Genomic DNA, 18,696 nt, shown 5'->3' on the forward strand with positions numbered 1-18,696 from the left:
CACGTCGGACCCGGGACACGCCGAATGGTCCGGCCGGCCTCCTTCGCTGCGCTACACCGCCACCAGCGGGGCGTCCTCACGCCACTTGAGGATCTTGTCGAAGATCACCACCGCGCCGCCCCGGCCCGGCCTGTTGCGGATGTGGACATGGTCGGCGAGCTCCTGGATGAGGTACAGGCCGCGGCCGTGCTCCGCCTCGGCGCGCGCGGCGCGGACCGGACGCCGGCGGCCCGCCGGCGGAAAGCCGGGGCCCGTGTCGGCCACCTCGATGCGGCACTTCTCCCCGTCGAGGAAGGCGGTGACCCGGAACGCGTCGGAGGACCCGGTGTCCCCGCCGTGCTCCACCGCGTTCGCGCAGGCCTCGCTGAGGGCCACGGACAGGTCGTAGGAGATCTCGGGGTCGACGCCCGCGGTCTCCATCGTGCCGACCAGCAGCCGCCGGGCGAGCGGCACGCTCGCGGCGTCACGCCGCAGATGGAGTGACCACCAGATGCTCATGCTCCAGCCTCCCGGCCGCGGCTCGACATACCGTTACGTATTGCCCCGAGTGCCCGCCCATAAGCACGGCGTTGACTCGACACCGCACAATCGGCGGACGCGACGGGACGGTGAATCGGTGTATGTGCGGGCCGACGTCATCAGACCATGACGTTCCGGATCTACCGCATCTTGTGGACCTGCCATACGGCGGACCCGGGTGCAGTGGGATGATGAGGCCGCCATGTCTGCCCTCCACCCGCGCACGGCACCCGCCGGACGCGGTCTCAGGATCCTGCGGGCCGCGGTGTTCGCCGCGGTCTGCGTCGTGCTGGCCGCGGCCGGGCACACGCTGGCCTCCTGCGCCACGGTGCCGCTGTGGACGCTCGGCGCCGGGTTCCTGGGGGCGCTGGTCGTGGTCGCACCGCTCGCCGGGCGCGCGCGTTCCCTGCCCGGGATCGCGGCGCTGCTGGTGGTCGGCCAGACCGTGCTGCACGCCCTGTTCGGCATGGGGCAGAGCGGCATGGGCGCCATGGCCATGGGCTCCGCCGGATCGACGGGCTCCGCGCCCGCGCTGTCCGACGCCGAACTCGTCCAGCGGGCCGCCCGGTACGTCTGCGGGGCCACCGCCGCCGTGATCAGCCCGGCCCAGGCCTACCGGATACTCGTCGACGCACACGCCTACAACGGCGCCGGCGCGGGCCCGAACGCCCCGCACCACCCGGCGGCCTCCCCCTTCCCCAGCGGCGTGGCCGCCCTGCTGCCGTCCCTGCCGATGCTGCTCGTCCACGTCCTGGCGGCCATCGCCACGGGCTGGGTGCTGCGGCGTGGCGACCTGGCCCTGCTGCGGCTGATCGAACTGTCGGCGCACGGAGTCGCCGAGGCCGCGCTCGTACGGTCCCTGCGCGGTGCGCTCGCCCTGGCGCGCGCCCTGTGCGCCGGGCTGCCCACGGCCACCGGCACCGGCCCGCGCCTGCCGCGCACCGCCGACTCCGCACCCCTCACCCCGCACACCACCGCACTCCAGCACACGGTGATCCGCCGCGGCCCGCCGGCCGCCGCCGCACTCGCCCTCGCTGCCTGACGCGACGCGACCACCACCCCACCGAGCGGGCTTCCGCCGGGGGAGCGGCCGCCGTCGTGCGGTACGCGCGCGCGTGCCCGCCCGGCGGGAACACCACTGGTCCCCCGCCCCGCACGCGCACCCCCACACACCGGAACCCACTCGAAGTGGAGTGCACCCCTATGAAGGCTTCCCGACTCGTCGCCACCGCCGCCGTCGCCGGCTCGGCCGTCCTCACCCTGTCCGCCCCCGCGTTCGCACACGTCAGCGTGCAGCCGGAGGGCGCCGCCGCCAAGGGCGGCTACGCCGTCGTCGACTTCAAGGTCCCCAACGAGCGCGACAACGCCTCCACCACCAAGCTCGAGGTCAACTTCCCGACCGACCACCCGCTGGCCTCCGTGATGCCGCAGCCGGTGCCCGGCTGGAAGGTCGACGTCACCAAGTCCCAGCTCGACAAGCCGCTGGAGATGCACGGCAAGAAGATCTCCGAGGCCGTCACCAAGGTCACCTGGACCGCCGACGGCAAGGGCATCGAGCCCGGCTTCTTCCAGAAGTTCCCGGTCTCCGTCGGCACGCTGCCGGAGGACGCCGACCAGCTCGTCTTCAAGGCGATCCAGACGTACTCCAACAAGGAGGTCGTGCGCTGGATCGAGGTGCCGCAGAAGGGCCAGGAGGAGCCGGACACCCCGGCGCCGGTTCTTCAGCTGACCGCGGCCTCGGACGGTGACGGACACGACGCGTCGGCCAAGGACGCCACCGACACCAAGCCCGCCGCCCAGACCACCGCCGCCGACTCCACCAAGAGCGGCAGCGACACCACCGCCCGCGTTCTCGGCATCGTCGGCATCCTCGTCGGCGCGGCCGGCGTGGCCTACGGCGTGCTCGCCGGCCGCAGGCGCACCACCGCCTGATCCGCGGCTCGTTCCGTCACGCGCTCCGGGGGTCGTCCGACTTCCGCGTACGGCCCCCGGTGCGCGCCGGAGTCATCACATCTGGGACATTTCTCTATGCGCAACAAGACCTTCGTCGCGGCCGCGCTGCTCGCCGCGGCCACCATGACCCTCTCCGCCTGCGACAGCGGAGACGACGGCAGAAAGCCCGTCGCCGTCGTCTCCGAGGACAGCTCGCAGAGGGCCGCGACGGTCCTCGACCAGCCGTTCGAGAAGCCGGACCTGGTCCTCACCGACACCCGGGGAAAGAAGTACGACCTCCGCAAGGAGACCGCCGGCCACCCGACGCTCGTCTACTTCGGCTACACCCACTGCCCCGACGCCTGCCCGCTGACCATGAGCAACATCGCGTTCGCCATGAAGGCGCTGCCCAAGGCCCAGCAGGACGACCTGCGCGTGGTGTTCGTCACCACCGATCCGGACCGCGACACCCCGGCCGAACTCGGCAAGTGGCTCAAGATGATCGACCCGCAGTTCATAGGACTGACCGGCGACTTCTCCACCATCCAGGCCGGTGCGCGCACCCTGGGCATCTCCATCGAGCCGACTACGAAGGACAAGAACGGCAAGCTCGTGTCGATGCACGGCACCCAGGTGATCGCGTTCTCACCGAAGACCGACGCCGGGTACGTCCTCTACGGCGAGGACGCCACCGCCGACGACTACACCAAGGATCTCCCCCGGATCGTCAAGGGAGAGAACCCGTGAGGCGGCCGACAGCGGCGGCCGCGGTCATGGCCGCGGCCCTGACCGGCACCGGCCTGCTGACCGGCTGCGGCTCGTCCTCGGGCACCGGCGACGCGAAGCCCGAGCTGTCCGTCCACTCCGCCTACATGCCCCAGCCGGTCTCGGCCACGATGGCGGCCGGCTTCCTGACCGTCGAGAACAAGGGCGACGCCAAGGACGAACTCACCTCGGTCACCAGCACCGAGGCCGAGGACGTCACCGTGCACCGGACGAGCGGCGGGGTCATGAAGGAAGCCGGCCCCCTGACCGTCCCCGCCCACGGCCGGCTCGTGTTCAGGAGCGGCGGCAACCACCTGATGTTCGACCAGCTCAAGAGTGCTCCCCGGCAGGGCCGGACGGTCCCCGTCGAACTGCACTTCGCCGAATCCGGCACCGTCAAGGTCGAGATGCCGGTGAAGTCGGCCACGTACAACCCCGCGACCGGACACTGAGGGAGGGACCACCTTGTCGCAGACCATCGCCCCACGCTTCCGGGCCCTGATGCTGCTGTTCCTGGCCGTCGCCGGCGTGCTCCTCGCCGGAGCCGCCCCGGCCTCCGCGCACGCCGCGCTGACCGGCAGCGATCCGCAGCAGGGGGTGGTGGTCGACAAGGCTCCCTCCCAGGTGTCGCTGACCTTCTCCGAGCAGGTCGCGATGAACGACGACTCGCTGCGCGTCCTGGACCCCAAGGGCAACCGCGTCGACACCGGGAAGCCCGCCAACGTCAGCGGGACGACGTACGCCGTGCGCCTGCACAGCGGACTGCCGGACGGCACCTACACCGTTGCCTACCAGGTGGTCTCGGCCGACAGCCACCCCGTCGGCGGTGCCTACACGTTCTCGATCGGCGCCCCCTCCAAGACGTCCGCCACGGTCGGCGACCAGACGGTGGGCGGCGGGATCGTCGGCGCGCTCTACGGGGTCGGGCGGTACGTGTCGTACGCCGGCTTCATCGTCCTGGCCGGCGGCGCCGCCTTCGTACTCGCCTGCTGGCAGCGCGGCTCGGGAGTGCGGGCGGTGCAACGGCTCGTCGTCTCCGGCTGGGTCGCCCTCACCGCGGCCACGCTCGCGCTGCTGCTCCTGCGCGGCTCCTACACCACCTCCGGAAAGATCGGGGACGTCTTCGACCTGACGCTCCTCGGGCAGGTGCTCCAGACCAAGACCGGCGCGGCCCTCGTCTCCCGGCTGCTGCTGCTCGCCGCGGCGGCGCTGTTCGTCGCGGTGCTCTTCGGGGAGTACCAGAAGCGCGCGGACGACGAGAAGCGCGACCTGACCTTCGGGCTCGCGATCGGCGGCACCGTGGTCGCCGTCGGCCTCGCGGCGAGCTGGGCCATGGCCGAGCACGCCTCGACCGGGCTCCAGCCGGGCGTCGCGATGCCGGTCGACGTCATCCACCTGCTCGCCGTGGCCGCCTGGCTGGGAGGGCTCGCCGCGCTCCTGGTCGCGCTGTACCGGGCACCGGCCGAGACCCCGATCGAGCGCGCGGCCGTACGCCGTTTCTCCCGCCTCGCCTTCGGATCGGTCCTCGCGCTGGTCGCGACCGGCACCTATCAGTCCTGGCGCCAGGTGGGCTCCTGGTCGGCGCTCACCGATACGCGCTACGGGCAGCTGCTCCTGGTCAAGGTCGCCCTGGTGCTGCTGATGGTGGGCATCGCCGCCACCTCCCGCCGCTGGACGGGCCGACTGGCAGAAGCGGCCACCACGAAGGCGCCGGGCAAGGCACGCGTGAAGGTGGCGGCGGCCGCGGGCAGGAAGTCCGGTTCGGACGCGAAGGCCGCCGCCGACACCGGCTCGAAGACCGGTGCCGGGAAGTCCGTGGGCGGAAAAGCCGGGGTCGGGAAGACGGAGGCCGGGAAAGCCGGAGCCGGGCAGGCCGGAGCCGGTGGGAAGGACGCGGCCCCGGAAAAGGCCGGCGGCAAGGCGCAGGCCGGTGGGAAGGCGGCGAAGGGCGAGGCCGCCCGGCGGGCCGCCCAGCTCGCCCGGCAGCAGGCCGCCGTGGACACCGCCCAGCAGAAGAGGCTGCGGGACTCCGACCCCCACCGCTTCGGACTGCGCCGGTCCGTGCTGATGGAAGCGGGTGTCGCCGTCGTACTGCTCGTCGTCACCACCGTCCTGACACAGACCGAACCGGGACGCACGGAGACCGAGGCCAAGGCCGCCACGTCGTCGTCCTCGTCCTCCGCGGCGGGCGCGGTCACCCTCGACATGCCGTTCGACACCGGCGGCAAGGACGGCAAGGGCGTCGTACGGATCGACATCGACCCCGCACGCGTGGGCGGCAACGAGCTGCACATCTTCGCCCTCGGGCCGAACGGGCGCCTCCGCGACGTCGCCGAGCTCAAGATCACCTTCACCCTGGCCACGAAGAACATCGGACCGCTCCCGGTGAACCCGGAGCACGTCACCACCGGACACTGGGTGGCGAGCGGAGTGCAGATCCCCATGGCGGGCGACTGGAAGGTCGACGCGACCGTGCGGACCTCCGACATCGACCAGGTGACCGTCACCAAGAACGCGCAGATCGGCTGAACCGCACCATGATCGACCAGTCCACCTCGGAGGCCACCTCCCCCCACGCCGCACGCGCGGCGACCGCGGCCGCGCAGGCCGGCACGGGCACCGGCACCGGAGCCGGCGTGTCGCGACGGCGGCTGCTCGGCACGGCCGGAGCCACCGGGCTCGTCCTCGGCGCGGCCGGCGCGGGCCTCGGCTACACCGCGGCGCCCGCCGGTGCCACCCCGCTCACCTCGCTCGGCGCGGACCGGGCGATGTTTCACGGGAAACATCAGCCCGGCATCACCGACGCCCTCCAGGCCCGCGGCCATCTCGTCGCCTTCGACCTCGTACCCGGAGCCGGCCGCAGGGAGGCCGCCGCGCTGCTTCGCCGCTGGTCGGCGACGGCCGAGCGGCTGATGGCAGGCGAACCGGCCTCGCACGACGACACCGACGTGGCTCGGGACGCGGGCCCCTCGGCGCTGACGGTCACCTTCGGCTTCGGGCACTCCTTCTTCGACCGGACGGATCTCAGCCGGCAGCGGCCCGGCGCTCTGGACCCGCTGCCCGACTTCTCCTCCGACCGGCTCGACCAAGCCCGCAGCAACGGCGATCTGTGGGTGCAGATCGGCGCGAACGACGCGCTGGTCGCCTTCCACGCCCTGCGCGCCCTCCAGAAGGACGCGGGCGGCGCCGCTCGCGTGCGCTGGCAGATGAACGGCTTCAACCGCTCCCCCGGAGCCACCGCGCGTCCCATGACGGCCCGCAACCTGATGGGGCAGATCGACGGCACCCGCAACCCGAAGCCCGCCGACCCGGACTTCGACCAGCGCCTCTTCGTGCCGGCGAACGGCGAGCCGGCCTGGATGGCGAACGGCTCCTACGCCGTCGTACGCCGCATCCGGATGCTCCTGGACGACTGGGAGAAGCTGTCGCTCATCCAGCAGGAGGACGTCATCGGGCGCCGCAAGTCCGACGGGGCGCCGCTCAGCGGCGGCTCCGAGACCACCGCGATGGACCTGGAGAAGACCGGCGAGGACGGCGCCTACGTCGTCCCGGTCAACGCCCATGCCCGGATCACCCGGCCCGACCAGAACGGGGGCGCGGCCATGTTCCGGCGCCCCTTCTCCTACCACGACGGCTTCGACGCCGACGGCACCCCGGACGCGGGCCTGCTGTTCATCTGCTGGCAGGCGGACCCGTTGCGCGGCTTCGTGCCGGTGCAGCGCAAGCTGGACCGCGGCGACGCGCTGTCGGCGTACATCCGGCACGAGGCGAGCGGTCTGTTCGCGGTCCCGGGCGGGGCGGCGAAGGGCGAGTACGTGGGGCAGCGACTGCTGGAGGGGTGAGTGCGGCGGGAGGTGGCGGGATCACACCCGTCACACCAGGTTCACCCGCCGGAGGGGCGTCCGTGAGACACGCGAGCCGGGTCCGGCCGGGGCCATTAGGGTGAGGTCATGCCAGCGAGCTACGCGTATCTCGGCCCCGAGGGCACCTTCACCGAAGTCGCCCTGCGCACCCTTCCCGAGACGGCCACCCGGGAACTGGTCCCGTACGTGTCCGTGCAGTCGGCGCTGGACGCCGTCCGGGCCGGCGAGGCCGAGGCCGCTTTCGTGCCGATCGAGAACTCCGTCGAGGGCGGCATCACCACCACGCTCGACGAACTGGTCGCGGGCCAGCCGCTGATGATCTACCGCGAGGTGCTGCTGTCGATCACCTTCGCGCTGCTGGTCAGGCCCGGTACGACGCTGTCGGACATCAAGACGGTCACCGCCCACCCGGCCGCCCAGCCGCAGGTGCGCAACTGGCTCTCGGCGAACCTCCCGGACGCCGTGTGGGAGTCGGCCGCCTCGAACGCGGACGGCGCCCGCCTGGTCCAGGAGGGCCGCTACGACGCCGCGTTCGCCGGTGAGTTCGCCGCCGCGCGCTACGGGCTCGTGCCCCTGGAGACGAACATCCACGACGCGGAGAACGCGCAGACCCGGTTCGTGCTGGTCGGCCGGCCCGCGCGGCCCGCCGCACCGAGCGGCACGGACAAGACGTCCGTGGTGCTGTGGCAGCGCGACGATCATCCCGGCGGGCTGCGCGACCTGCTCGGCGAGTTCAGCACCCGTGGTATCAACCTGATGCTGCTCCAGTCCCGTCCGACGGGCGCCGGTATCGGCAACTACTGCTTCTGCGTGGACGCCGAGGGGCACATCACCGACCGCCGGATGGCGGAGGCGCTGATGGGGCTCAAGCGGATCTGCCTCCAGGTGCGCTTCCTGGGCTCGTACCCGCGGGCGGACGCCGACACGGCGGACCTGCGGCCTCCGCCGGCCGGGACCTCGGACGAGGAGTTCGTGGCGGCGGCGGACTGGGTGGCACGCTGCCAGGACGGCCGTTTCTAGCCGGTTGCGTCCTAGCCGGTCCCGTTCTAGCCGGTCCCGTTCTAGCCGGTCCCGCCGATTCCGGCCGGTGCTGCCTGCGGATGTGCGTTGTCCACAGAAGTTATCCACACCCTCCCGCTCTCGCCGCTCTCGACCTGGGGACAAGTCGACATCCAATGGGGACTCGGTCGACAAATCGCCCTTCAGGCCACAAGAGCGGTCGGGAGCCCACAGGTCACCCTTCGTCCACCTGTCTCCTTTGGTTCATCTTTTGGGGCGACCTCTTTCCACCCGAAAGTGGGCGTCCAGGCGCATCGAGACGGGAATTCCTCCCTCCGCCCCACGCTTCCGGAGTGATCAATTCCGAAATCCACAGATCTTCCACACAGCCTGTGGATAACTCTCCGGCGGCTGTGGATCCTGTGGACAACTCACCCCCAAGTCCCGTTCCGCACAAGGGAATCAGGTCAACCCGGCGCCCGTCGCCTGCCTCGTTCCAGGGAGGCAGGCCTCCATTATTGACACGGGAAGCAATTCCCCCATAACGGTACGTAAGGCATGGTTCGGAATACTGGGTCGTGGGGTGGAACCTCGCACCGGTAGCCTTGACCGCGTGATTGACCTTCGTCTGCTCCGTGAGGACCCCGACCGTGTGCGCGCCTCGCAGCGTGCCCGTGGAGAGGACGTCGCGCTCGTCGACGCCCTCCTGTCTGCCGACGAGCGGCGCAGGTCGTCCGGCGTCCGCTTCGACGAGCTGCGCGCCGAGCAGAAGGCGCTGGGCAAGCTCATCCCCAAGGCCTCGGGTGACGAGAAGGCCGAGCTGCTGAAGCGGGCAAGCGGGCTCGCCGCCGACGTCAAGACCGCCGACGCCGAGCGCGACGCGGCCGACGCCGAGACCCAGGAGCTCCTCCTCCAGCTCGGCAACCTCATCCACCCCGAGGTGCCCGTCGGCGGCGAGGAGGACTTCGTCACGCTGGAGACGCACGGCACGATCCGCGACTTCGCCGCCGAGGGCTTCGAGCCCAAGGACCACCTGGAGCTCGGCCAGCTCCTCGGCGCGATCGACGTGGAGCGCGGCGCGAAGGTCTCCGGCTCGCGCTTCTACTTCCTCACCGGTGTCGGCGCCCTGCTGGAGCTGGCGCTGGTGAACGCGGCGATCGCCCAGGCCACCGCGGCCGGCTTCACGCCGATGCTGACCCCCGCGCTGGTCCGCCCCCAGTCGATGGCAGGCACGGGCTTCCTCGGCCAGGCGGCCCAGGACGTCTACCACCTCGACAAGGACGACCTCTATCTGGTCGGCACCTCCGAGGTGCCGCTGGCGGCGTACCACATGGACGAGATCATCGACGCCGAGCGCCTGCCGCTGCGGTACGCCGGGTTCTCGCCCTGCTTCCGCCGCGAGGCCGGCTCGCACGGCAAGGACACCAAGGGCATCTTCCGCGTCCACCAGTTCGACAAGGTCGAGATGTTCTCCTACGTCAATCCCGAGGATTCGCAGGAGGAGCACCGGCGGCTGCTGGAGTGGGAGAAGCAGTGGCTGACCTCGCTGGAGCTGCCGTTCCGCGTGATCGACGTCGCCTCGGGCGACCTGGGCGCCTCGGCCTCGCGCAAGTTCGACTGTGAGGCGTGGGTTCCGACCCAGGGCAAGTACCGCGAGCTGACCTCGACCTCGGACTGCACCGAGTTCCAGTCCCGCCGGCTCCAGATCCGCTTCCGTGAGGGCAAGGCGGTCCGCCCGCTGGCGACGCTCAACGGCACGCTGTGCGCCGTCCCGCGCACGATCGTCGCGATACTGGAGAACCACCAGCAGGCCGACGGCTCCGTGCGGGTGCCGGAAGTCCTGCGCCCCTACCTCGGCGGCCGGGAGGTCCTGGAACCGGTGGCCAAGTGAGACCCGCCGCCGGGCCGTTCCCCTACAAGCTGATCGCGACCGACCTCGACGGGACGCTCCTGCGCTCCGACGGGTCGGTCTCCCGGCGCACCCGTGAGGCGCTCGCCGCGGCCACCGCGGCGGGTGCCGCGCACCTCGTCGTCACCGGTCGCGCGGTGCCGTGGACCCGGCACGTCCTGGACGACCTCGGCTACCGGGGCCTCGCGGTCTGCGGCCAGGGCGGCCAGGTGTACGACGCCGGGGAGCAGCGCCTGCTGACCTCGGTGACCCTGGACCGGCAACTGGCGGCGGTGGCCCTGGCCAAGATCGAGGCGGAGGTCGGTCCGCTGTATCTGGCGGCGAGCCGCGACGGCCTGGACGGCGAGGTGCTGGTCGGTCCCGGCTACGCGGTCGTGGGCCCGCTTCCGGCGACGCCGTTCACGGACGTCGCGGACCTGTGGAGCGCGCCCCTCAACAAGATCTACATCCAGCACCCGGACCTGACGGACGACGAACTGGCCGAAGTGGCCCGCCGGACCGCCGGTGGCTTCGTCTCGGTCACCATGGCCGGCGAAGGCATCGTCGAACTGCTGCCGCTGGGCCTGTCGAAGGCGACGGGGCTTTCGCTCGCCGCGCGGCGGCTGGGCCTGAAGGCCACGGACGCCATCGCCTTCGGCGACATGCCCAACGACGTCCCGATGTTCGCCTGGGCGTCCCGGGGCGTGGCGATGGCCAACGCCCATGAGGAATTGAAGGCGGTCGCGGACGAGGTGACGGCCTCGAACGACGAGGACGGCATCGCGGTGCTGCTGGAAAAGCTGGCGGGCTGAACCTTCGGTCTCGGCGGAGGATGCACGGATCGAACGTGCGCGGGGGTGACCCCCGACCGCGGCTGAACCAAGCCGGTGCCTTGCCACTCGGCCAATCCTCCGGGTGGGCGGCCCACGCGAAGGATTCGCGTGCTCGAAGCGGCCGCCCCGGGCAGCTCCCCGTGCGGGGCGGGCTCGACGGAGCCGGTAGTTACTCCGGAACCCGCCGCGGGCTGCCCTGTCGGGAGCTCGGCGTACTGCCGTGCATCGGCATCGCCCAACTCCTCTCCCAGAACGTGGCGCCGGCCCGATCCGGCGCGGTGAACACCACCACTGTGCCGTTACGACCGCTTCGGCGCCACCGAATTACCGGGCGCCCCGGGCCACTTCACCTGCGCCGCCACCGACGCCGGCGGGCCTTGCTGAAGAACCATCCGGCGGGCGGCTCGTCGGAGCGCCACGGCCGGGGCTCGGGCTCCTCGCGCCGCCAGCGTGCGGCGAGCATCCGCGCCCGGGCGGACGGCTCGGCGGTCCCGGCGGCCCGTATGAAGTCGGCGTCCAGGACGACGTCGTCCCAGGTTTCCCCGGTCGCCCCCCGGCTCTCGCTCTCCGGCACGTCGCCCGCCATCACACCCTCCTGCCGTTTCATCCGCTTTGCCCAGTGTGCCGGGGTGGAGGTGAAGCCCCCGTCAAGGCCGGGCAGGACCGCCCGGCCTCGAACGGATGCCTCACTCCTCGCCGGCGAGGGTCAGCGACCGCAGCTTCTGTCCGGCGTACCAGGTGGCCAGAACCGTCACCAGCACCAGCAGCACCGTCGCCGTCGGCAGCCCGACGTCGGAGGTGACCATGTCCCCGCCGGAGACCTTGTGCGCCACGGCCAGCGCCCACTGCTGGACGCTCAGCGTGCGCGCCCCGGCCACCAGGGAGCCGAACAGCGCCTCCCACACCAGCGCGTAGACGAGCCCGAAGACCACCGCATGCCGGGAGACCGTGCCCAGCAGGAGGAAGAGGGCCGCGTAGGCGATGGAGGCGACCAGCGCGGCCACCGTGTAGGCGACGGCGATCTGCTGCCCGTTGCCGTTGAGGATCAGCCCGGCGACCAGGGTCGGCACCGCGGAGAAGACCATGGTCACCGCGATCGCCACGATCAGCTTCGTGAAGATGATCGTCGGCCGCTTGAGCGGTTTGGACAGCAGGTACACCACCGAGCCGTCGTCGATCTCCGGTCCGATCGCTCCGGTGCCGGCGATGACACCGATGATCGGCACCATGGTGGCGAGCGCGAACCCGCCCAGGACGTTCACCGTGGTCTGGTCGTCGGCTCCGGCGAGGGCGCGGACGGCCGTGGCGATCACGATCAGCAGCAGCGGCAGCGCGCCGAGGATGAGTGCTCGGCGGCGGCCGAGCAGGGCCCGGTAGGTGAGCCGGGCGACTGTGGGGTCGTACATCTTCGGCCTCCTACGCCGCGACGAGATACGAGAAGACGGACTCGAGGGACTCGTCGGAGGGCGAGACCGTGTGCAGCCGGATGCCGTGGTCCCTCGCGACCCGTGGCAGCAGGGTCGTGAACCGGCCGAAGTCGATGGCCTGGACGCGCAGCGCGCCCTCGGCGAGGTCGACCTCGATGCCGGACGTCGACGGGTCGGCGATCAGCGCGGCCGCCAGTGCCCGGTCGTCGCTGGAACGCACCAGATAGCGGTGCGGCCGGTCGGTCATCAGGCGGCGGATCCTGCGGAAGTCGCCGCTGGCGGCGTGCCGTCCGGCGACGACGACCTCGATGTGCCAGGCGAGTTGTTCGACCTCCTCCAGGATGTGGGAGGAGAACAGCACGGTGCGGCCCTCGTCGCCCATGCGCCGCAGCAGGTCCATCAACTGCATGCGCTGGCGCGGGTCCATGCCGTTGAACGGCTCGTCGAGCAGGAGCAGCGAGGGGTCGTGGACCAGCGCGGAGGCCATCTTCACGCGCTGGCGCATGCCCTTGGAGTAGGTGGAGATCTTCCGGTCCTGCGCGTACTCCATCTCGACGGTGGCGAGCGCCTGCTGGGCGGCCTTGGCGCCCAGGCCGTGCAGTTCGGCGTTGGCAACGACGAACTCGCGGCCGGTGAGGAAGTCGTACATCGCCTCCCGCTCGGGGACGATGCCGATGTGCCGGTAGATCTTCTCATTGCGCCACACCGGCTGCCCGTCGAGGGTGACCGTGCCGGTGGAGGGGGCGAGGAAGCCGGCCATCATGTTGATCAGGGTGGATTTTCCGGCGCCGTTGGGGCCGAGCAGTCCGGTGACGCCGGGGCCGATCGTCATGGTGATGTCGTTGACGGCGACCACGTTGCCGAACCAGCGGGAGACGTGGTCGATGCTGAGGGTCGTCACAGTCCCACCTTCTTGTAGCGGCGCAGCAGGAGGCCGTATGCGGCGGCGATGACACCCAGGGCGACCAGGACGTGGACGATGCCCTGTCCGCTGCCCGGGCCGACGCCGCCGGGTGCCGAGGAGGTCGCGCCGAGGAAGGCGGTCTGCACGCCGTCGACGAGGGTGACCGGTGAGAACAGGCCGATCCAGGGGATGGCGCCGGAGTTGTTCCGTACCTCCGCGATGGCCTGGAGGGTGGAGACGGCGCCGTAGGAGATGACCAGCACGGCGATCACGGCGGCGATGCCGAAGCCGCGCCGGGGGGTGACGGCGGCGATGACGAGGCCGATGCCGGCGAAGAGCAGTGAGAGCAGTGCCACGGAGACGACTCCCTCGGCGAATCCCTTGGTCTGGTCGGCGAAGTCCATCTTGGCCAGCAGCGCGCCCACGTAGAGCACGAGCAGCGGGGCGGCGGTCAGGATGAACAGCGCGGAGGCCAGCGCCGCGTACTTGGCGCGCACGTAGTCGGCGGTCTCGATGGGGCGTGAGAAGTACAGCGGCACGGTCTTGAAACGCAGGTCGCGCGAGACGGACTGGGGTGCCTGCGAGGCGACGTACAGGCTGATGACGCCCTGCATGATGATGGCGTAGCGCGTGTACTCGATGGGCAGGTCCTTGGCCTTGGTGGCGACCGCGACGGCGACGATGATGGCCGCGGGCACGCACATCACCACGAACAGCAGCATGGGCAGCACCTTGGACTTCACCGAGCGGCCGAGGCCGTAGGCGCCGCGCAGGGACTGCGAGTACAGCGAGCGGCGGGCGTAGGCGCGGCCGAGGCGGGGGCCGTCGTAGCTGCGGTAGCCGATGTTGTGGATACGGGTCTGGTCACCCGTGGGCGCTGCCGCGGTGTGTTCAACCGCCATGGCCGACCGCCTCCTTCCGCTGGGTGTCGTGCTGTTCGTCGCTGTCCCGGAAGACCTCCGAGATGTGGTGCCGTCGCTGCTCCATGCGCACGAGGCCCAGGCCGAGGTCCACGATCACGTCCCGCACCAGGTCGTACGTCTCGTCGCCCTGGGCGGTGAGGAGCAGGACGTGTCCCGCGCCCGGCAGGCCGGTGCCGTCCTCGGTCTCCACCCCGCGCGCGTGCAGCGCTTCGCGCACCGCGCGGGTGCCGTCCGGGTGCTCGTCGCTGTCGGTGACCTCGATGGCGAGGGTCGTCGTGGTCTGGGTGAAGTCGGTGGTGGAACTGGAGCGCAGGAGCTTGCCGCCGTCGACGACGACGACGTGGTCGCAGGTGCGTTCCAGTTCGCCCAGCAGGTGGGAGGTGACCAGGACGGAGATGCCGAAGTCGGTGTGGATGCGGCGGATCAGGCCGAGCATGTCGTCGCGGCCGACCGGGTCGAGGCCGTTGGTCGGCTCGTCGAGGAAGACCAGCTCCGGGTCGTGCACCAGGGCCTGGGCGAGCTTCACGCGCTGCTTCATGCCCGTGGAGTAGCCGCCGATGGGGCGGTAGCGCTCCTCGTACAGGCCGACATGGCGCAGGGTGTCCGCGGTGCGCTCGCGCGCGGCGGTCGGGGGCAGGCCGGACATGCGCGCCATGTGGACGACGAACTCGGTGGCCGAGACGTCGGGTGGCAGGCAGTCGTGCTCCGGCATGTAGCCGACGCGCTCACGGATGGCGGCGCCCTCGGTGGCGACGTCGAGGCCGAGCACCTCGGCGCGGCCCTCGGTGGCGGGGGACAGACCCAGCAGGATCTTGATGAGTGTGGACTTGCCGGCTCCGTTGGCGCCGACGAGCCCGGTCACACCCGGTCCGACGTCCACGGAGAGCCGGTCAAGCGCGGTCACCCGGGGGAACCGCTTGCTCAGGCTTTCGGTCGCGATCACAGTCACGTCTTAGACGGTAGTGATCCGGACCACGCCGGTCGTCAGACCCCAGAGCCGTCTTGGAGTCCCCCTCGAGTATTACGGGGACCCTAGGGGTCGGCCCCTGAGGGTGGGGCAGCCCGGGGGTTCCGGCACCCGGACAACGCTGTTGACGACTGGTCTAACAAGTGCCAGAGTCGCCGGGACCGCAGCACAGGAACAGCACAGACACAGCACAGGTAGGTACGGCAGTCGGATCCGACCCGGGCGGAGGAGAAGTGACGACGCTGAAGGGCGCGCGGGAGCGCCGGGTGCGCACGGGCGGGGTCGAGCTGTGCGTGGCCGAACTGGGCGATGCCGGGCGGCCCACGGTCGTCCTGGTGCACGGCTATCCGGACAGCAAGGAGGTCTGGTCCACGGTCGCCGTGCGCCTCGCCGACCACTTCCACGTCGTGCTCTACGACGTCCGCGGCCACGGCCGCTCCACCGCGCCGCGGCCCCTGCGCGGGGGCTTCACCCTGGAGAAGCTGACGGACGACTTCCTGGCGGTCGCGGACGCGGTCAGCCCAGGCAGGCCGGTGCACCTGGTGGGCCACGACTGGGGCTCGGTGCAGTCCTGGGAGTTCGTCAGCGTCCGGCGCACCGAGGGCCGGATCGCCTCCTTCACGTCGGTGTCCGGCCCGTCCCTCGACCACGTCGGCCACTGGATCGCCGGGCGCGTCAGGCGCCCCACCCCGCGCCGGGCGGTCCAACTCCTCGGCCAGGGCGCCAAGTCCTGGTACGTGTACCTGCTGCACACGCCCAAGCTGCCCGAGCTGGCCTGGCGCGGCCCGCTCGGCAGGCGCTGGCCCGACCTCCTGAGGCGCGTCGAGAAGATCCCCGGCGACGACTACCCGACCTCGTCGCTGCCCCGGGACGCAGCCCACGGCGCCTGGCTGTACCGGGACAACGTGCGGGCCCGGCTGCGCGGACCACGGGCGGACGCCCACGCGCACGCGCCGGTGCAGCTCATCACGCCGCTCGACGATGCCTTCCTCTCGGAGCGCCTGTACGACGACCTGGAGCAGTGGGCCCCCGGCCTGGTGCGCCGCACGCTCCCCGCCGGGCACTGGGTCCCGCGCACCCGGCCCGACCAGCTGGCGGCCTGGATCGCCCAGTTCGTCACCGCCACCGAGGGCGGGCAGCCGCAGCCCGCCGCCACCGGGAAGTACACCGACCGCTTCGCCGGGCAGCTCGTCCTGGTCACCGGCGCGGGCAGCGGCATCGGACGGGCCACGGCGTACGCGTTCGCCCGGGCAGGCGCGCGCGTGGTGGCCGTCGACCGGGACGCCGGGGCCGCGGCCCGCACGGCCGAGCAGTCCCGGCAGCTCGGCGCTCCGGCCGCCTGGGCCGATACGGTGGACGTCTCCGACGAGCAGGCCATGGAGAAGCTGGCCGAGAAGGTCCACGCCGAGTACGGCGTGGTGGACGTCCTGGTGAACAACGCGGGCATCGGCCTGTCCGGCTCCTTCTTCGACCACACCCCCGAGGACTGGCGGAAGGTCCTCGACGTCAATCTGTGGGGAGTGATCCACGGCTGCCGCCTGTTCGGGAGGCGGATGGCCGAGCGGGGGCAGGGCGGCCACATCGTCAACACCGCGTCCGCGGCGGCGTACCAGCCGTCGAAGGCCCTCCCCGCCTACAGCACCTCCAAGGCGGCGGTGCTCATGCTGAGCGAGTGCCTGCGCGCGGAGCTGGCCGGACAGGGGATCGGCGTCACGGCGGTCTGTCCCGGCTTCGTCGATACCGCCATCACATCCACGGCGCACTTCGCGGGCGTCGACGCCGGGGAGGAGGAGCGTCGGCGACAGCGCGCGGCCCGTCTGTACGGACTGCGCGGCTACCCGCCGGAGAAGGTGGCCGACGCGGTCCTGCGCGCGGTGGTGCGCAATGAGGCGGTGGTGCCGGTGACGCCGGAGGCCCGTCTCCTGCGCGCGATGTCCCGCTTCAGCCCGCGGGCGCGGCGCCGGCTCGCGAGGGCGAAACCGCCCCTGGGTACCGCGGATCCGGGCCAACGCGTCTGAATCGGCGGCCAGTTGTCCACAGCGTGGGGCTCCCGGCCTGTGGACAACATGGCTTTGCTGTGGATCAAACCTCCGGGGCGAAATTGACCTGCGTGATGCGCGTCTCTCCCGGCACGCTGGTGGCATGGACGAAAGACGCGCCGTGAAGGTGTCGAAGTACCTCTCCAAACACCTTCGCCACCGGCCCGAGAGGATCGGGCTCACGCTCGACGAGGGCGGCTGGGTGGAGATCGACGCACTGATCACGGCGGCGGCCGCGCACGGCTTCCGGTTCACCCGCGAGGAACTGGACCACGTGGTCGCCACCAACGACAAGCGGCGGTTCGCGATCGAGGGCAGCCGCATCCGTGCCAGTCAGGGCCACACCGTCGACGTCGACGTCGACCTGCCGGCCGCGATGCCGCCGCCGTACCTCTACCACGGGACCGTGGCCGGCAAGCTGGAGGCGATCCGCAGCGAGGGGCTGCGGCCCATGGAGCGGCATGACGTGCACCTCTCGCCCGACCGCGAGACGGCGACCCGTGTCGGCGCCCGCCACGGTCGCCCGGTCGTCCTCGCGGTGGACGCGGCCGCCATGCACCGCGACGGCCATGTCTTCCACGTCAGTGCCAACGGTGTGTGGCTGACGCAGTCCGTGCCGCCCCGGTACCTGCGGTTTTCCGAGACCCGCTGACCCGTCCCAGCCCGTCGCCGCCGGTCACCCGCGGTGACCGTTTCACGTGAAACACCCGCGAGTGTCTAGGCTCGGGTCCATGAGTCTGCGCCTGAGCACCGTGATCCTTCCGTACCGCCGCTGGCACGAGGGCGGCCGTGCGACATGGACGCGCGCCGAACAGCTCGGCTTCCACGCCGCCTACACCTACGACCACCTGTCCTGGCGCAGCTTCCGTGACGGCCCGTGGTTCGGGGCCGTACCGACGCTGACCGCCGCCGCGGCCGTGACGGAGCGGATGCGGCTGGGCACCCTGGTGACCTCGCCGAACTTCCGGCACCCGGTCACCCTCGCCAAGGAGCTGATCTCCCTCGACGACGTCTCCGGGGGCCGGATCACGCTCGGCATCGGCGCGGGCGGCACCGGCTTCGACGCCACCGCGCTCGGGCAGGAACCCTGGACGCCGCGGGAGCGGGCCGATCGCTTCGCCGAGTTCGTCGCGCTGCTCGACCGGCTGCTGACCGAGGAAGCGGTGTCGTACGAGGGCGACTTCTACTCGGCGCACGAGGCGCGCAACATCCCCGGCTGTGTGCAGCGGCCCCGGTTGCCGTTCGCCGTGGCCGCGACCGGGCCGCGAGGGCTGCGGCTCGCCGCACGGTACGGGCAGGCCTGGGTGACCACGGGCGACCCGAAGCTGTACGAGAACGGCACACCGGAGCAGTCCGTCCAGGCCCTTCGCGTCCAGACCGAGAAGCTCGCGGACGCGTGCGCCGCGGCGGGCCGCGACGCCTCCGCGCTCGACAAGGTCCTGCTCACCGGCTTCACCCCCGACCGCGGTCGTCCGCTGGAGTCCCTCGACGCGTTCGTCGACTTCGCGGGCCGCCACCAGGAGCTGGGCTTCACCGAGATCGTGATCCACTGGCCCATCCCCGGCTCGGACTTCGCCGCGGATCAGAAGGTCTTCGAACGGATCGCCATGGAAGCGCCCTCCCAGCTGACGTGACCG

The 18,696-nt window shown here is 71.5% G+C and carries 18 protein-coding genes and 1 tRNA gene; 12 read left to right on the forward strand and 7 right to left on the reverse strand.

The genetic code is table 11. The features are described from left to right. Positions 1-51: 51 nt before the first annotated feature. Positions 52-498, reverse strand: coding sequence for an ATP-binding protein (locus ACF09J_RS03880; RefSeq protein WP_392303767.1), 447 nt, complete (start codon positions 496-498; stop codon positions 52-54). Between the two features lie 223 nt (positions 499-721). Between ACF09J_RS03880 and ACF09J_RS03885 the strand changes: the two genes are divergently transcribed. The 9 genes from ACF09J_RS03885 to ACF09J_RS03925 all read left to right on the forward strand — a co-directional run bounded on the left by ACF09J_RS03885 (position 722) and on the right by ACF09J_RS03925 (position 10,778). Then, on the forward strand, positions 722-1,561 hold the full coding sequence (locus ACF09J_RS03885) for a hypothetical protein (protein ID WP_392303768.1): 840 nt from the start codon (positions 722-724) through the stop codon (positions 1,559-1,561). A 161-nt stretch (positions 1,562-1,722) separates the two neighbouring features. Next, complete coding sequence (locus ACF09J_RS03890) at positions 1,723-2,451, forward strand: YcnI family protein (RefSeq protein WP_392303769.1); 729 nt, start codon at positions 1,723-1,725, stop codon at positions 2,449-2,451. A 96-nt stretch (positions 2,452-2,547) separates the two neighbouring features. After that, on the forward strand, positions 2,548-3,198 hold the full coding sequence (locus ACF09J_RS03895) for an SCO family protein (protein WP_392303770.1): 651 nt from the start codon (positions 2,548-2,550) through the stop codon (positions 3,196-3,198). Further along, positions 3,195-3,668 carry a copper chaperone PCu(A)C gene (locus ACF09J_RS03900; RefSeq protein WP_392303771.1) on the forward strand — a complete coding sequence of 158 codons (474 nt, stop codon included), beginning with the start codon at positions 3,195-3,197 and terminating at the stop codon, positions 3,666-3,668. Before ACF09J_RS03895 ends, ACF09J_RS03900 begins: the two co-directional genes overlap by 4 nt. A gap of 13 nt (positions 3,669-3,681) precedes the next feature. Then, the gene (locus ACF09J_RS03905; protein WP_392303772.1) at positions 3,682-5,745 is read left to right on the forward strand and encodes a copper resistance CopC/CopD family protein; all 2,064 of its coding nucleotides are present in this window, start codon (positions 3,682-3,684) and stop codon (positions 5,743-5,745) included. Between the two features lie 8 nt (positions 5,746-5,753). Beyond that, complete coding sequence (gene efeB, locus ACF09J_RS03910; RefSeq protein ID WP_392303773.1) at positions 5,754-7,058, forward strand: iron uptake transporter deferrochelatase/peroxidase subunit; 1,305 nt, start codon at positions 5,754-5,756, stop codon at positions 7,056-7,058. A gap of 108 nt (positions 7,059-7,166) precedes the next feature. Next, positions 7,167-8,099, forward strand: coding sequence for a prephenate dehydratase (gene pheA / locus ACF09J_RS03915; RefSeq protein ID WP_392303774.1), 933 nt, complete (start codon positions 7,167-7,169; stop codon positions 8,097-8,099). A gap of 592 nt (positions 8,100-8,691) precedes the next feature. Beyond that, positions 8,692-9,969 (forward strand): serine--tRNA ligase, encoded by a 1,278-nt coding sequence (gene serS, locus ACF09J_RS03920; protein WP_392303775.1) that lies wholly within the window; start codon positions 8,692-8,694, stop codon positions 9,967-9,969. After that, positions 9,966-10,778 carry an HAD family hydrolase gene (locus tag ACF09J_RS03925; RefSeq protein WP_392303776.1) on the forward strand — a complete coding sequence of 271 codons (813 nt, stop codon included), beginning with the start codon at positions 9,966-9,968 and terminating at the stop codon, positions 10,776-10,778. Before serS ends, ACF09J_RS03925 begins: the two co-directional genes overlap by 4 nt. 14 nt (positions 10,779-10,792) lie before the next feature. Here ACF09J_RS03925 and ACF09J_RS03930 read toward each other — a convergent pair. From ACF09J_RS03930 to ACF09J_RS03955, 6 genes are all read right to left on the reverse strand, one after another. Further along, positions 10,793-10,879, reverse strand: a tRNA-Thr gene (locus tag ACF09J_RS03930). 266 nt (positions 10,880-11,145) lie between these two features. Next, positions 11,146-11,385 carry a hypothetical protein gene (locus ACF09J_RS03935; protein ID WP_392303777.1) on the reverse strand — a complete coding sequence of 80 codons (240 nt, stop codon included), beginning with the start codon at positions 11,383-11,385 and terminating at the stop codon, positions 11,146-11,148. A gap of 100 nt (positions 11,386-11,485) precedes the next feature. Next, on the reverse strand, positions 11,486-12,205 hold the full coding sequence (locus ACF09J_RS03940) for an ABC transporter permease (protein ID WP_392303778.1): 720 nt from the start codon (positions 12,203-12,205) through the stop codon (positions 11,486-11,488). Between the two features lie 10 nt (positions 12,206-12,215). Further along, a complete protein-coding gene (locus tag ACF09J_RS03945) occupies positions 12,216-13,127 on the reverse strand; it encodes an ABC transporter ATP-binding protein (protein WP_392303779.1) in 912 nt (303 codons plus the stop codon). Beyond that, complete coding sequence (locus ACF09J_RS03950; RefSeq protein ID WP_392303780.1) at positions 13,124-14,032, reverse strand: ABC transporter permease; 909 nt, start codon at positions 14,030-14,032, stop codon at positions 13,124-13,126. The genes ACF09J_RS03945 and ACF09J_RS03950 overlap by 4 nt, the downstream gene beginning before the upstream one ends. Further along, positions 14,022-14,996: an ABC transporter ATP-binding protein gene (locus tag ACF09J_RS03955; RefSeq protein ID WP_392304165.1), complete on the reverse strand. Its 975-nt coding sequence runs from the start codon at positions 14,994-14,996 to the stop codon at positions 14,022-14,024. Before ACF09J_RS03955 ends, ACF09J_RS03950 begins: the two co-directional genes overlap by 11 nt. Before the next feature lie 257 nt (positions 14,997-15,253). On the opposite strand from ACF09J_RS03955, the gene ACF09J_RS03960 reads away from it, so the two are divergent. From ACF09J_RS03960 to ACF09J_RS03970, 3 genes are all read left to right on the forward strand, one after another. Beyond that, a complete protein-coding gene (locus ACF09J_RS03960; RefSeq protein ID WP_392303781.1) occupies positions 15,254-17,038 on the forward strand; it encodes an SDR family oxidoreductase in 1,785 nt (594 codons plus the stop codon). 124 nt (positions 17,039-17,162) lie between these two features. Next, positions 17,163-17,711, forward strand: coding sequence for an RNA 2'-phosphotransferase (locus ACF09J_RS03965; RefSeq protein ID WP_392303782.1), 549 nt, complete (start codon positions 17,163-17,165; stop codon positions 17,709-17,711). Positions 17,712-17,790: 79 nt separating this feature from the next. Next, positions 17,791-18,693, forward strand: coding sequence for an LLM class flavin-dependent oxidoreductase (locus ACF09J_RS03970; protein WP_392303783.1), 903 nt, complete (start codon positions 17,791-17,793; stop codon positions 18,691-18,693). The last annotated feature ends 3 nt before the right edge of the window (positions 18,694-18,696 follow it).

Source organism: Streptomyces sp. NPDC014889 (genome assembly GCF_043081205.1).
In the GTDB taxonomy this organism is placed as follows: domain Bacteria; phylum Actinomycetota; class Actinomycetes; order Streptomycetales; family Streptomycetaceae; genus Streptomyces.

What these genes read in the sequence shown, in the direction of transcription:
- ACF09J_RS03940 (WP_392303778.1), bottom strand. Translation starts at nt 12,205, where the DNA reads ATGTACGACCCCACAGTCGCCCGGCTCACCTACCGGGCCCTGCTCGGC.
- ACF09J_RS03880 (WP_392303767.1), bottom strand. Translation starts at nt 498, where the DNA reads ATGAGCATCTGGTGGTCACTCCATCTGCGGCGTGACGCCGCGAGCGTG.
- ACF09J_RS03970 (WP_392303783.1), top strand. Translation starts at nt 17,791, where the DNA reads ATGAGTCTGCGCCTGAGCACCGTGATCCTTCCGTACCGCCGCTGGCAC.
- efeB (WP_392303773.1), top strand. Translation starts at nt 5,754, where the DNA reads ATGATCGACCAGTCCACCTCGGAGGCCACCTCCCCCCACGCCGCACGC.
- pheA (WP_392303774.1), top strand. Translation starts at nt 7,167, where the DNA reads ATGCCAGCGAGCTACGCGTATCTCGGCCCCGAGGGCACCTTCACCGAA.
- ACF09J_RS03890 (WP_392303769.1), top strand. Translation starts at nt 1,723, where the DNA reads ATGAAGGCTTCCCGACTCGTCGCCACCGCCGCCGTCGCCGGCTCGGCC.
- ACF09J_RS03895 (WP_392303770.1), top strand. Translation starts at nt 2,548, where the DNA reads ATGCGCAACAAGACCTTCGTCGCGGCCGCGCTGCTCGCCGCGGCCACC.
- ACF09J_RS03885 (WP_392303768.1), top strand. Translation starts at nt 722, where the DNA reads ATGTCTGCCCTCCACCCGCGCACGGCACCCGCCGGACGCGGTCTCAGG.
- ACF09J_RS03950 (WP_392303780.1), bottom strand. Translation starts at nt 14,032, where the DNA reads ATGGCGGTTGAACACACCGCGGCAGCGCCCACGGGTGACCAGACCCGT.
- ACF09J_RS03965 (WP_392303782.1), top strand. Translation starts at nt 17,163, where the DNA reads ATGGACGAAAGACGCGCCGTGAAGGTGTCGAAGTACCTCTCCAAACAC.
- ACF09J_RS03935 (WP_392303777.1), bottom strand. Translation starts at nt 11,385, where the DNA reads ATGGCGGGCGACGTGCCGGAGAGCGAGAGCCGGGGGGCGACCGGGGAA.